The organism is Stella humosa, assembly GCF_006738645.1.
Classification (GTDB): domain Bacteria; phylum Pseudomonadota; class Alphaproteobacteria; order ATCC43930; family Allostellaceae; genus Allostella; species Allostella humosa.
Map to the genome: position 1 here is coordinate 5,349,460 of NZ_AP019700.1, position 13,272 is coordinate 5,362,731.

The 13,272-nt window shown below is 68.1% G+C and carries 12 protein-coding genes; 4 read left to right on the forward strand and 8 right to left on the reverse strand.

Translation table 11 applies throughout. The features are described 5' to 3' along the window. Nucleotides 1-15: 15 nt before the first annotated feature. Genes STVA_RS25145 through STVA_RS25165 form a run of 5 tightly spaced genes read right to left on the reverse strand, consistent with a single transcriptional unit; the run spans nt 16 to nt 5,482 of the window. The gene (locus tag STVA_RS25145) at nt 16-1,638 is read right to left on the reverse strand and encodes a class I adenylate-forming enzyme family protein (protein ID WP_123690884.1); all 1,623 of its coding nucleotides are present in this window, start codon (nt 1,636-1,638) and stop codon (nt 16-18) included. Nucleotides 1,639-1,669: 31 nt separating this feature from the next. After that, complete coding sequence (locus STVA_RS25150) at nt 1,670-2,452, reverse strand: ABC transporter permease (RefSeq protein ID WP_123690882.1); 783 nt, start codon at nt 2,450-2,452, stop codon at nt 1,670-1,672. Nucleotides 2,453-2,470: 18 nt separating this feature from the next. After that, nucleotides 2,471-3,301 carry an ABC transporter permease gene (locus STVA_RS25155; protein ID WP_170216525.1) on the reverse strand — a complete coding sequence of 277 codons (831 nt, stop codon included), beginning with the start codon at nt 3,299-3,301 and terminating at the stop codon, nt 2,471-2,473. A gap of 50 nt (nt 3,302-3,351) precedes the next feature. After that, on the reverse strand, nt 3,352-4,398 hold the full coding sequence (locus STVA_RS25160) for an ABC transporter substrate-binding protein (protein WP_170216524.1): 1,047 nt from the start codon (nt 4,396-4,398) through the stop codon (nt 3,352-3,354). A gap of 58 nt (nt 4,399-4,456) precedes the next feature. Further along, entirely contained in the window at nt 4,457-5,482 is a 1,026-nt protein-coding gene (locus STVA_RS25165; RefSeq protein WP_197735737.1) for an ABC transporter ATP-binding protein, read from the reverse strand. Between the two features lie 155 nt (nt 5,483-5,637). Here STVA_RS25165 and STVA_RS25170 point away from each other — a divergent pair, with 155 nt between their 5' ends. After that, nucleotides 5,638-6,387, forward strand: coding sequence for a TetR/AcrR family transcriptional regulator (locus tag STVA_RS25170; protein ID WP_123690876.1), 750 nt, complete (start codon nt 5,638-5,640; stop codon nt 6,385-6,387). On the opposite strand, the gene STVA_RS25175 is transcribed toward STVA_RS25170, so the two are convergent. From STVA_RS25175 to STVA_RS25185, 3 genes are read right to left on the reverse strand one after another with little or no spacing between them, the layout of a single operon-like run. Further along, complete coding sequence (locus STVA_RS25175) at nt 6,320-8,011, reverse strand: putative 2-aminoethylphosphonate ABC transporter permease subunit (protein WP_123690874.1); 1,692 nt, start codon at nt 8,009-8,011, stop codon at nt 6,320-6,322. The genes STVA_RS25170 and STVA_RS25175 overlap by 68 nt on opposite strands. Further along, complete coding sequence (locus STVA_RS25180; RefSeq protein WP_123690872.1) at nt 8,008-9,126, reverse strand: putative 2-aminoethylphosphonate ABC transporter ATP-binding protein; 1,119 nt, start codon at nt 9,124-9,126, stop codon at nt 8,008-8,010. Before STVA_RS25180 ends, STVA_RS25175 begins: the two co-directional genes overlap by 4 nt. Nucleotides 9,127-9,139: 13 nt before the next feature. Continuing rightward, nucleotides 9,140-10,162, reverse strand: coding sequence for a putative 2-aminoethylphosphonate ABC transporter substrate-binding protein (locus tag STVA_RS25185; RefSeq protein ID WP_123690870.1), 1,023 nt, complete (start codon nt 10,160-10,162; stop codon nt 9,140-9,142). Between the two features lie 321 nt (nt 10,163-10,483). Here STVA_RS25185 and STVA_RS25190 point away from each other — a divergent pair, with 321 nt between their 5' ends. The 3 genes from STVA_RS25190 to STVA_RS25200 are packed head-to-tail and all read left to right on the forward strand — an operon-like array spanning nt 10,484 to nt 13,271. After that, complete coding sequence (locus STVA_RS25190; protein WP_245978348.1) at nt 10,484-11,767, forward strand: ABC transporter substrate-binding protein; 1,284 nt, start codon at nt 10,484-10,486, stop codon at nt 11,765-11,767. A gap of 39 nt (nt 11,768-11,806) precedes the next feature. Further along, the gene (locus STVA_RS25195; protein ID WP_245978373.1) at nt 11,807-12,529 is read left to right on the forward strand and encodes an ABC transporter ATP-binding protein; all 723 of its coding nucleotides are present in this window, start codon (nt 11,807-11,809) and stop codon (nt 12,527-12,529) included. A 37-nt stretch (nt 12,530-12,566) separates the two neighbouring features. Then, nucleotides 12,567-13,271 (forward strand): ABC transporter ATP-binding protein, encoded by a 705-nt coding sequence (locus tag STVA_RS25200; RefSeq protein WP_123691373.1) that lies wholly within the window; start codon nt 12,567-12,569, stop codon nt 13,269-13,271. The last annotated feature ends 1 nt before the right edge of the window (nt 13,272 follow it).

Genomic DNA, 13,272 nt, shown 5'->3' on the forward strand with positions numbered 1-13,272 from the left:
CCGTCTCCTTAAGGTTCAGCGCCAGACGCCGTCGACGCGGTCGTAGCTGTCGGCGCGCAGGTCGGGCTTCTCGTCGACGAGACGCTGCTTGGCGATCTTCTCCGACGGGGTCTTGGGCAGGCTGTCGCGATATTCCAGGTAGCGGGGCACCTTGAACTTCGCCAGGCGTGCCTCGCAGTGGGCGAAGAAGCGCTCCGGCGACACCGCCGACCGGTCGACCCCCGGCTTCAGCACGATGTAGGCCTTCACCTCCTGCCCGCGGCGGGAGTCCGGCACGCCCACGGCCGCGGCCTCGGCGATCTCGTCGATCTCGCGCATCACCGCCTCCAGCTCGCGGGCGGCGATGTTCTCGCCCGAGCGGCGGATCATGTCCTTCACCCGGCCGACGATGTAGTGGAAGCCTTTCTCGTCCTTGCGGAACAGGTCGCCGGTGCGGAACCAGCCATCGCGGAAGCTGGCGGCGTTGGCTTCCGGCTTGCGGTAGTAGCCGAGCAGGATGCCGGGCCCGCGGATGCAGAGCTCGCCGATCTCGCCCACCGGGACCTCGTTGCCCGCCTCGTCGCAGACCTTGGCCTCGCGATAGGGCGAGGGCACGCCGCAGGCGCCCGACCCCACCATGTCCGTCGCCTCGCGCGGCATGAAGAGGGCCGACCCCACCTCGGTCATGCCGAAGGATTCGCGCGCGATCATGCCGAAGCGCTTTTCGAGATCGGCATGGGCCTGCTTGGCCAGACCGAAGACCGAGACGCGCTTCAGCTTGTTCTGCCGGTCGAGGGGGCTGGGCGGCTCCTTGTCGACGACGCCGGGGAAGAGGCAGTACTCGATGTCGTAGGCGCGCACCCAGTCCATGAAGCGGCTGGAGCTGGCGCGCCGCGCGACGAAGACCTGGCCGTCGCTGTACATCGCCATCAGCAGCAGCCACTGCGGGTCCATGTAGTAGTAGGGCTGCGCCACCAGGATGCGCCGGCACTCGTCCTCGCCGCGCATCGCCGCCACCTTGCCCAGCGTCAGCCAGTAGCGGTGGGTCAGCATGCAGCCCTTGGGGAAGCCCGTGGTGCCCGAGGTGTACTGGATGTTCATCAGGTCATCGAGCTTGGGCTGGGGCCACGGACCCGGATGGTCCGGCGCTTCGGCCAACAGGCTCGCGACCGCCCGCCCGCGCGAACCGTCGCCGCCCAGCACCAGGACATGATCGGCATCCAGCACCGGCGTCTCGGCCGTCATCTGGTCGAGCGTCGCCAGGCACGAGGCGTCGATGACGAGGAAGCTCGCCTCGGAATCGGTCAGGACATAGTGCAGTTCGCGCGCGGTGTAGCCGATGTTGATCGGCACCATGACCGCACCCAGGCGCGCCAGCGCCAGCCAGGTCGTCGGGAATTCCGGCACGTTCGGCAGCATCACGCCGACATGGGTGCCCTGGCGCACGCCGGCATGGTGAAGGGCGGACGCCATGCGGTCGATCGCCGTCTTGGCCTCGGCATATGTGGCCGTGCGGCTGTCGTCGAAGAAGGTCCACAGGGTGGCGCCGCCGTTGCGCGCGACCGCCTCGTCGATGAAGGCGCCGAGGTTGGGCGCGAACGGCGTCGCCTCGATGCGCGCCCGGAGCTGGGCCACATGTTCGAGCAGGGACTGGCTCAAGGTAGGCTCTCCTGAAGGTGCCGCTGGGGCCTCAGTTGCCGTAGCGGCGGACGTTGCGTTGGCGGAAATACTCGGCCACGCCCATGCCGACGACGCTGACCACGATCAGCATCGTGGCCGCCGCGGCGACGGTGGGGTCGAGCCGGAGCATGAGGTCGGTCCAGATGCGCACCGGCAGGGTCTGCAGGCCGCCCGAGACGAAGAGCGTGATGATCAGTTCGTCGAAGGACGCGAAGAACGCCAGCAGCGAGGAGGCGAACATCGACGGCCCGAGATAGGGCAGTGTCACGCTGAAGAAGGCGCGCAACGGCCCCGCCCCCAGCACGCGGGCCGCGCGCTCCAGCGTCGTGTCGAAGCTGCGCAGCGAGGAGGAGACGATCAGCACGACGTAGGGGAGCGCCACCACGGCATGGGCGAAGATCAGGGCCGGCACGCTGTCGACCCACTTCCAGCGCAGGAAGACGATGAAGAGCGCCAGCGCCAGGATCACGGTCGGGATGATCAGCGGCGCCACCAGCAGGGCGTGCAGCACGCGCCGGCCGGGGAAGTTGCCGCGCACGATGGCGACCGAGGCCAGGGTGCCCACCACCAGGGCCACCAGCGTCGCCCCAATGCCGACCTTGAAGCTGAGCAGGGTGGCGTTGACCCAGCTCGCATCGACGAAGAACTCGCGATACCAGCGCATCGAGATGTGCTTGGGCGGGAATTCCAGGAACTGGCTGTCGGTCAGCGAGATCGGCACCAACAAGACCAGCGGCATCACCAGGAAGGCGACGGCGATGGCGAAATAGACGCCCAGCAGGAAGCGGGTCATGGCAGCGTCCCCCTGCGCTCAGCCGTGCAGCCGGCGCTCGGGCGCCACGAGGCGGAAGAGCCCGAGCAGGATCAGCGTCGCCGCCAGCAGGACCAGCGCCAGCGCCGAGGCGAAGCTCCAGTTCAGGGTCTGGTGGACCTCGAAGTCGATCAGGTTGGCCAGCATGATGTTGCGCCGGCCGCCCAGCAGTGCCGGGGTAACGTAGAATCCCAGCGACAGGATGAAGCAGATGATGGCGCCGGCCGCCGCCCCGCCGATGCTCATGGGGAAGAACACCCGCAGGAAGGCCTTGAAGGGGGTGGCGCCCAGGGTGCGCGCGGCCCGCACGAGCTGCGGGTCGATCTCCACCATCGAGGCAAAGCAGGTGAGGATCACGATCGGCAGCAGGATCTGCACCATGGCGAGATGGACGGCAAAGCCGGTGAAGAGCATCTGCACGGGCTCGTCGACGATGCCCAGGCCCAGCATGGCGTTGTTCACCAGGCCCTCGCGCCCGAGCAGCACCATCCAGGTGTAGGTGCGGATGAGCACGCTGATCCAGAACGGCAGCAGGATCAGGTAGAGGAAGAAGGCGCGCCAGCGCTTGGACATGGTCGCCAGGAAGTAGGCCAGCGGATAGCCCAGCACGCAGCAGAGCGCCGTCACGGACAAGGCCAGGACGAAGGTCCGCCGCATGACGATGGAAGCGACCGGCGAGGTCATCAGCTTCTCGACCGATTCCAGCGTGAAGCCGGGGTTGAAGATGCTCTGCTTCATCACCCCGAACAGCGGGAACAGGAAGAGCAGCCCGATGAGCGCCACCGCGGGCCCGAGCAGGATGGCCAGCTGGTAGGAGCGGCGACGGCTCATCGGACTCGTGTCCTTCCGGTCGGGACTGGCGGGCTGGCGGGACTGGCGGGCTACTGCAGCAGCCAGGCGTTCCAGCGCTCGGTCAGCGGCGCGCGCTGGGCGGCCCACCATTCCGGATTGAACTGGAACTGCACGGCGACGTTGTCGGGATGGATCGGCAGGTCGCGCGCCACTTCCGGCGTCAGGCGCTCGATCAGGCCGGGCACGAAGCCGGGATAGGGCACCTCGGAGACGAACTTCTCACCCTTCTCGGGGTCGAGGCGGGTGCGCATGTACATCATCGCCTCCTTGGGGAACTTGGCGCCCTTGGGGATGCCCCAGTAGGAGAGCTGGAGCGAACCGCCGGCATAGTTGATGGCGACCGGGCGGCCTTCCTTGCGCAGCGGCGAGATACGGCCGTTCCACACCGACGTCATCACCACCTCGCCGTCGATCAGCAACTGGACGTGCTGGGCACCGGTCGTCCACCAGACGGTGACCTTGTCCTTGATCTGGTCGAGCTTCTTGAAGGCGCGCTCGACATCGAGCGGATAGAGCTTGTCGGGGGCGACGCCATCGGCCAGCAGCGCGAATTCGAGATTGCCGACGGGCGAGTTCTGCAGGGCGCGCGGGCCGGGGAAGCCCTTCACGTTCCAGAAGTCGGCCCAGCTCTTGGGCTCCTTGCCGGCGGCGAACTTGTCGGTGCGGTAGGCCAGCACGGTCGAGAAGGTCGAGGTGACCATCGCGTTCGGCCGCTTGGCGATCTCCGGCAGCTTGTTGTCCGGGTCGACGAACTTCCAGTCGACCGGCTGCAGCCAGCCGCCCTTGGTCGCCTCGATCACGTCGGAGCCGCCGAGTTCGGTCATGTCCCACTCGACATTGCCGGACTCGACCATCGCCTTCAGCTTGGGCAGGCTGACGGGGGCGGTCGCCCGCACCTTCACGCCCGTCTCCTTGAAGAAGGGTTCCTCGTAGACCTTGGTGATGGTGGTGGCCAGCGCGCCGCCCGACCCGTTGACCGTGATCGTGACCTGGGCGGCGGCAGGGCCGGCCAGGATTGCGACCGCGCCGGCGGCGGCGATGCCGGTGGCGAAGCTGCGGCGGGAGATGCTGGTCATGCTCGGATTCTCCTCGTCTCGATGGCGGATGGGGTCGGTGCGAACGCGAAGACTGTGCTCAGGCGGCGAGAAAGACGATGTCGCCGGGCTCGATCGTGAAGGCGACGCGGGCGCCGATGGCATGCGCGCCGCCGCCCGGCTCGCGCCGCTGGGCGAAGAGCAGGCTGGCACCGGCGTCGCAGCGGGCAGCGTAGCGCACCACGTCGCCCAGGAAGATGACGTCGGTGATCGTGCCCATGACCGGTCCGTTGCCGCCCGGCACCGCGCGCAGGATCTCCGGCCGCAATGCTGCAAAGCGGGCATCAGCGGGGGCAGCCGCGGCGACCGGGCCGATGCCTTCCAGCATCGTCGCGCCGCCGGCGTCGCGGCCGACCGCGACCACGTTGTTGACACCGATGAACTCCGCCACGAAGCGGGTCGTGGGCGCGTCGTAGATTTCCTTGGGCGTGCCGACCTGCAGCACGCGGCCCTTGTCCATCACGACGATGCGGTCGGACAGCGTCAGTGCCTCGCCCTGGTCGTGGGTGACGTAGATCACGGTGCAGCCGATCTGGCGCTGGAACTGCTTGATCTCGAGCTGCATCGCCTCGCGCAGCTTGAGATCGAGCGCGCCCAGCGGCTCGTCCATCAGCAGCACCCGCGGCTCGAAGACGATGGCGCGCGCGAATGCCACCCGCTGCTTCTGCCCGCCCGACAACTGGTGGGGCATGCGGCGCCCGTACTCGGCCAGCCGCACCAGGTCGAGCGCCTGCTGGGCGGTCGTGCGCGCCTGGCGCCGTGCGACGCCGCGCATGCGCAACGGGAAGGCGATGTTGTCGAGAACGTCGAGATGGGGGAAGAGCGAGTAGTTCTGGAACACCATGCCGATGTTCCGCTTCTCGGTCGGCAGGTCCGAGATCGAGACGCCGCCGATGGCGATGTGGCCCGAGCTCATCTCGATGAAGCCGGCCAGCGCGTTCAGCGCCGTCGTCTTGCCCGAGCCGGACGGCCCGAGCAGCGTCAGGAACTCGCCCGCCGCGACCTCGAGGCTGAAATCCTCGAGCGCCACGGTCGTGCCATAGACCTGGCGAAGGCCGCGAAACACGACGGAGGCACCCTTCGTCGTACCATTGCCGGCCTGTTGCATCGCGCCTCGGCCCCTTCCCGGAAGTCAGCGGTCGGGGAAAAGTGACGAGTGCGTCATTTCTTGTCAACGGGCGTTCGCTGGTGCATTGAAAGATTGCCCGGCATGGAGGTTTTATGGCCGTCGTCGACTACGCCCAGCATCTGGCCCGGCGGCTTGCCGAGCAGGCGGGTGCCCGCAAGGTTGAGCGCACGCGCCTGCGCCTGGAGATCGCCACGGCCGAGTTGCTGGCAGAGTGGAGCTACGGCCGGCTGACGGTCGACGACATCACCGCCCGGGCCGGCCTCGCCCACGGCACGTTCTATCGCTACTACGCCGGCAAGCACGAGATCGTGCTGGCGGTGCTGCAAGGATTCCTGGGCTCGATCCGCGGCATGCGCCCGTCCCTGTCGAAAGTGGCCGACCCGCGGGTCGCCATCCACGCGGCCAACCGCCACTATGTCGAGGTCTATCGCCAGAATATCGGCCTGATGCGCTGCCTGCTGACCTTGCGCACCGACGACCCGCTGGTGGCCGAGATCGGCAGCCGGGCGGACGCCGGCCTGACGACACGGGTGATCCGCAGTCTGGAGCGCTTCGGGGCCCCCGTCGCCAGTCTGCCGTTGCGCCAGCAGGAGCTGCTGATCCACGCCGTGATCGGCACGGTCGATGCGCTGCTGCGCAAGGTCTATGGCGCAGCCGAACCGCCGCTCGCGCGCTTCGCCGACGATCCCGAAGCCATCACCGAGGCCCTGACCGACGTCTGGGTGCGCGCACTCTACGCCCCCTCGCCGACACTGGCGGGAACCCCGTCGGCGACTACCGTTTCCGCCAGCGCTGGGTCCGCCGCAGCAGCACCCCGGAAACGAGCGTCTCGGCCAGCTTGACGCAGGCGGACGTGGCGGTGACGACGACCGCCATGGCGGCCGCAGCCGCAATGGCGCCGCTGTCGTTCATGTTGACGATGGCGACCGAGGCCAGCTTAGTCTGGGCGGTGTAGATGAAGATGACGGCCGAGACCGTCGTCATCGCGTTCACGAAGAGGTAGATCGCGATGTTGATGATCGCCGGCAGGCAGACCGGCACGGTCACTCGCAGGAAGGTGCGCCAGAACGGCACCTGGAGCGAGGCCGACACCGCCTCGAACTCGGGATCGAGCTGCTTCAGCGCCGTCGTCGCCGTCAGGTGCGCGACTGTATAGAAGTGCGCCACGGTGCACAGCACCAGCAGCGCCATGGTGCCGTAGAGGAAGCCGAACGGGTTGCCCGGCGCATTGAAGAAGAAGACGTAGGCCAGCCCCAGCACCAGCCCCGGCACCGCCAGCGGCACCATCGCCATCAGGTGGAAGAGGGTGCGGGCGGGAGCCGAGCCCTTGCCCTTCTCCACCAGGTATGCACCCGTGAAGATGACGGCCGTGCCGACGATCGCCGTGGCGGCCGCCATCCTCAGGCTGTTTAAGTAGGATCGCCAGCCGTCGGAATCGAAGTCGTCGAAGATGTAGTTGGCGAAACCCAGCGACAGGTTGTAGGGCCACAGCTTCACCAGCGAGGCGAAGATGGCGGTGCCGAGGATGCCGAGGATGACGGCGCCCACCGCCGCGCAGAACCCCAGCATCGCCCAGTCGCGCAGGGCCTTGGGCTGCGGCACCAGGGGCACCGAGCGCGCACCCAGCAACGCCACTTGGCGACGCTGCACCAGCCGGTCGACGACGAACGAGGCCAGCGCCGGGATGATGAGGATGACCGCGACGACAGCACCCATCTGGAAGTTCTGCTGGCCCATCACCTGCTTGTAGACGTCGGTCGCCAGCACGTTGAAGCGCCCGCCGATGACGACGGGGATGCCGAAATCGGTCATCACCAGGGTGAAGACGACGAAGCCGGCACTGACCAGCCCGTACTTGGCGCTGGGCAGGGTGACGGTGAAGAAGACGCGGCGGTGGCTGGTGCCGAGTGCCTGGGCGGCCTCGTAGAGGCGGGCATCGGCCAGGGACAGGGCCGTCGTCAGGATCAGCAGGGCATGGGGGAAGCAGTAGAAGACCTGGCCCATGACGATGCCGATCGGGCCATAGATCGATTCCCCCATCAGCAGGCCGCGGATCATGCCCTGGTTGCCGAAGAGATAGACCAGCGCGATCGCCGGCAGCATCGACGGCGACAGGATCGGCACCAGCGCGATCCCGGTCAGCAGCCCCTTGCCCGGCACGCAGGTCCGCGTCAGCGCATAGGCGTAGACGAAGGCGAGCGGCACTACGATCAGCGTCGTCAGGCCCGCCACGAACAGGCTGTTCAGGATCGAATCGGCCAGGCTGGGCGTGGCGAAGAATCGTGCGTAGTTGGCCAGCCCCACGAAGCCGCCGGCGCGGTCCTCGAAGCTCTTGGACAGGATCGACCATAGCGGCAGCACGATCGCCAGCAACAGGCAGAGGATGATCAGCGCCAGGCAGGCCCGCAGCACCCAGGCCTCGCGGTCGAACCGCAGCGAGCGGCCGCCGACCGACTGGACGCTCATTCCGGCGCGCCTGCGAAGACCCGCACCCGTTCCGGCGGCAGGGCCACGGTCACCGTCCGGCCCAGTTCCAGGCCGAGATCGGTGATCGCATTCAGCGAGAAATCCGCCAGCACCGGCATGCCGGGCAATGCCGGCGCCCGCAGCCGCGCGCGCACGACCGGCCCCAGGAACTCCGTCGCCTCGATGGTGGCCGAGAAGGCGTTGGGCGTGTCGCGGCCGACATTGCGGATGATGAAATCCTCCGGCCGGGCGCAGGCGGTGCAGGTCTGGCCGATGGGCGACCCGCCGGGCGGCACCCGCAGGTCGAGCGTGCCGAGCCGCACGCGGTCGGCCGTCGAGCGCATGCCGGTCAGAAAGTTCATGGTGCCGACGAAGCCCGCCACGAACATCGTGCCCGGCGTGCGATAGATGGCGTCCGGCGTGTCGACCTGTTCGATGTGCCCGTGATTCATCACCACGATCCGGTCGGCGATCGAGATCGCCTCCTCCTGGTCGTGGGTGACCATGATCGTGGTGACGCCGAGCCGGCGCTGAAGCTCGCGGATCTCGCCGCGCAGCCGCAGGCGCACGCGCGCGTCCAGCGCCGAGAGCGGCTCGTCGAGCAGCAGCAGGCCCGGCCGCGTGGCCAGCGCCCTGGCCAACGCGACACGCTGCTGCTGGCCGCCCGAGAGCTGGCTCGGATACTTGGCCCCGCTGCCCAGCATGCCGATCATCGCCAGCAGTTCCTCGACCCGCACCGCGATCTCGGGCCGCTTCATCCGCCGGTTGACCAGACCGTAGGCGACGTTCTCCTCCACCGTCAGGTTGGGAAAGAGCGCGTAGGACTGGAACACGATGCCGTAGTCGCGCTGCGACGGCGGCAGGTACGAGATGTCGCGGCCGGCCTGGATGATCGTGCCGCGCGTCTGCGGGTCGAGACCGGCGATGGCCCGCAGGAGCGTGGTCTTGCCACAGCCCGACGGCCCCAGGAAGCAGACGAACTCCCCCTCCTGGATCGTCAGGTCGATGTCGCTCAACGCCGTGAAGCCGCCGAACCGCTTCTCCAGCCCGGCGACCGACAGATAAGGCAGGCGCCCGCCCGCGGGCACGGGACGGGCGCCGGGTTCACTCCGCATGGGAGGGGAAGCCCTACTTCTTCGGCGCCGACTTGCCGTCGTAGCGCTTCGTCCATTCCGTCAGGATCGCGTCGCGATTCTTGGCCGAGAAGGCAAAGTCGTTCTTGATCATCTTGGCCTCGGCGTCCTTGGGATAGTTCGCCACTTCCTTGTTGACCCCGGGATAGGCGACCACGCCGAAGTAGTTGTTGAAGAGGACGTTGGCGTCCTTGGTCGCCGTCCAGTCCATCAGCTTCTTGGCAGCTTCGAGGTTCTTGGTGCCCTTGTGGATGGCCGACGCCTCCAGGTCCCAGCCCACGCCCTCGGTCGGCAGGATGACCGAGATCGGCGCGCCCTTGGTCTTTTCCTGGGCGGCGCGATACTCGAACGAGATGCCGACGACGTACTCGCCGCGGGCGGCCTGGACGCAAGGGGCAGAACCCGAATGGGTGTAGACGGCCACGTTCTGGTGCAGGCCGTCCATGTACTTCCAGCCGGGCGCCTCGCCCATCGACTGCAGCCAGCCGCTGACGGACAGGAACCCCGTGCCCGACGAGGCCGGGTTCGGCATGACGATCTGGCCGCGATACTCGGGCTTCAGCAGGTCGGCCCAGCTCGTCGGCTGCGGGATGTTCTTCTTCTGACCCTCGACCGTGTTGTAGCAGACGGCCGACATGTAGGCGTCCATGCCGATCCAGGCCGGCGGGTTCTTCGCGTCGCGGAAGGCTGGCCGCAACTGGTCGGCGCCGCGCACCGCGTAAGGCTCGATCATCCCTTCGTTCTCGAACAGGATGAGGCTGGTGACGGCCACGCCCATGATCACGTCGGCCTTCGGGTTGGCCTTCTCGGCCAGCAGGCGGGCGGTGATGACGCCGGTCGAATCGCGCACCCAGACGATCTCGACATCGGGGTTGGCCGCCTCGAACGCTGCCTTGTAGGGGCGAAGCTGCTCGTTCTCGAGCGCCGTATAGACCGTGAGCTGGGTCTTGGCCGACGCCGCCCCCGCCGCCAGTGCCGCCGCGAGCGCCACCACGAATCCCGTACCGAACCTCGTCATCGCGAACCCCGCCTGTCCTTGTTTGGCCGAACACAGTCGACGCACGGAGCATGCCATCAAATTGTTACGGTCCGGCGCAACGCGTTCGTTGGCGGCGATGATGCAACTTTTTCGACCATGCGCCCACAGCTTCTTTGGACCGCCGATAGAGACAGGCCCGGCCTCTGGTAGCGCGGTGGTTGGCGCGGTCTGCAGTCAGGCTACGGCTTGACGCCACGAAGCATCGGCCGCTAGCGTCGTCGCCACGATGGATAAGATCGGCCGCCAGCGCCCGGATAAGGTGCGGCGGATCCGGCGACCATGATGGGGAAGGAAACGACCATGCGCAGCGTATTGCTCGCCGCGGCAGGCATTGCCGCCGGCTTTTCCACGGCCTCCGCCCAGGACGTGCGGATCGGCGTCCTCTACGACCTGTCCGGCCCGCTTGCCGCCGCCGGCTCGGTCGCGTCGGCCGTCGGTGCCAACATCGCCATCGAGATGGTGAACGAGAAGGGCGGCATCCTCGGCAAGCACAAGATCGTGCCGATCGCGGCCGACGCCCAGAGCAAGGCCGACGTCGCCATCAACGAGGCCGAGCGCCTGCTGAGCCAGGAGAAGGCCGACGTCCTGCTGGGCGTGTTCTCGTCGGCCCACGCCGTGCCGATCGCCCAGAAGGTCGACACCCAGAAGAAGATCTTCTGGATCACCACGGCGATCGCCACGGCCGTCTTCAAGGACCGCAACCTGCAGTACTCGTTCCGCGCCCAGGTCCATTCCGACCAGTTCGGCGCGGCATCCACCGACTTCCTGGCCGAAATCGCCAAGTCCAAGCTCGGCGTCGAGGCCAAGGATATCAAAGTCGCGATCATCTACGAGGACGGCCCCTACGGCGTCGGCGTGGCCTCGGCCAACGAGAGCGGGGCCAAGCGCCACGGCATGCAGATCGTCCTCAAGGAGGGCTATGCCGCGACCTCGCCCGACCTGTCGTCGCTGGTGACGAAGCTGCGCCGCGCCCGCCCCGACGTGATCCTGCACACCGGCTACAACCCGGACATCACCCTGCTGCTGCGCCAGTCGCGCGAGCAGGGCCTGCGCTTCAAGGCGCTGATCGGCCATGGCGCCGGCTATGGCCAGATCGACAAGCTGGTGGAGACCTTCGGCAAGGATGTCGACCACGTCTTCAACGTCGACCCCGTCGCGGCCCAGTTGCTCGATCCCAAGTCGCTGAAGCCCGGCATCGGCGACCTGACGGCCGAGATGGTCCGTCGCTACAAGGAAAAGACCGGCGCCAAGGAAGTGCCGCCGCACGCCAGCATGGGCTTCAACCAGACCTGGATCCTGCTCGACAGCGTGCTGCCGGCAGCCATGCAGAAGCATGGCGGGTTCGGCGCCGAGGCGATCCGCAAGGCGGCACTCGAGGTCGACATTCCCGAGGGCGGCACCGTGCAGGGCTACGGCGTGAAGTTCTTCGAGCCCGGGACGCCGATGGCGGGCCAGAACGAGCGGTCGAGCCCGGTCGTAATGCAGTATGTCGGCGGCGAGACCAAGATCGCCTGGCCGACGGCCTTGCGCACGATCGACCCCGTGATCCCGCTGCCGGCGAGCTCGCCCTACGGCATGCGCTGAGGGGCGGGCGACGCCAGCCGGGACCGGCGCATGCTGGAGGTGGAGGGGTTGACGCGAACCTTTGGCGGGTTCGTGGCCGTCAACGCCGTGTCCTTCTCGGTCGCCCAGGGGGAGATCCTTGGGCTGATCGGGCCGAACGGGTCGGGCAAGAGCACGACCTTCAACCTGATCTCGGGCGCGCTGGCGCCGACCCGGGGCTCGATCCGCTTCGAGGGGACCGAGCTGGGGGGCCGGTCGGCCAGCGACATCGTCCATCGCGGACTGGCCCGCACGTTCCAGATCCCGCGGCCGTTCCGCAAGCTGTCGATCCTGGAGAATGCCATCGTGGCCGCCCATTTCGGCCGCGCCGGGCGGATCGACCGGGCGACGGCCGAGGAGCGCGCGCGCGGCGCGCTCGCCCTGGTCGGGCTGCCGACCGATGCCGACGCCCGGGTGGATGGGCTGGGCGCCGCCGGCCTGAAGAAGCTGGAGCTGGCGCGCGCGCTGGCGACCCAGCCGCGGCTGCTGCTGGCCGACGAAAGCCTGGGCGGGCTCGACCATTCCGAGATGCAGCAGGCGGCCGACATGCTGCGCCGCGTCCGTGGCGAGATGGGCATCACCATCGTCTGGGTCGAACACATCATGGGCGTGCTGATGAAGGTGGTCGACCGGGTGATGGTGCTGCACCACGGCGAGAAGGTGGCCGAGGGGTTGCCCGCCGACGTCGTCCGCGACCCGCGCGTCATCGAGGTCTATCTGGGCCGGGACCATGGCGGGCACTGAGGTGGGGGGCGCCACGGGAAGCGGTGCCGGGCGGCCGATGCTGGTCGTCTCCGGCCTGGAGGCAGGCTATGGCGGCTTCCGGGCGCTGCACGACATCCAGTTGACCGTCGCGGCCGGCGAGGCCGTTGCCGTCGTCGGCCCCAACGGTGCCGGCAAGACGACGCTGATGCGCGCGATCTCCGGCCTGCTGGCGCCGCGTGCCGGCCGCGTCGATTTCGAGGGCACCGACCTGACGACGGTGCCGCCGCACCGCATCGTCGAGCGCGGCATCGCCCATGTGCCCGAGAACCGACGCCTCTTCCCCCGCCTGACGGTGGAGGAGAACCTGAAGATGGGTGCCTTCTCGCCCGCCGCCCGGCCGCACTTCGCCGAGCGGCTGGAATGGGTCTATTCGCTCTTTCCGCGCATGCGCGAGCGCCGCCTCCAGGTCGCCGGCACCATGTCGGGCGGCGAGCAGCAGATGTGCGCCATCGGCCGGGCGCTGATGTCCAAGCCCAAGCTGCTGCTGATGGACGAGCCGTCGGCCGGGCTGGCGCCGGTCATCGTCGACCAGGTGTTCGACCTAGTCCGTCGCATCCGCCAGGAAGGTTTCACCGTGCTGATCGTGGAGCAGAACGTGCGCCAGGTGCTGGAACTGGTCGACCGCGCCTACGTGCTTGAGGTCGGCACCATCCGCAAGTCGGGCACGGCCGCCGCGCTGAAGTCCGATCCGGCGATCCGCGAAGCCTATCTCGGCATCTGAG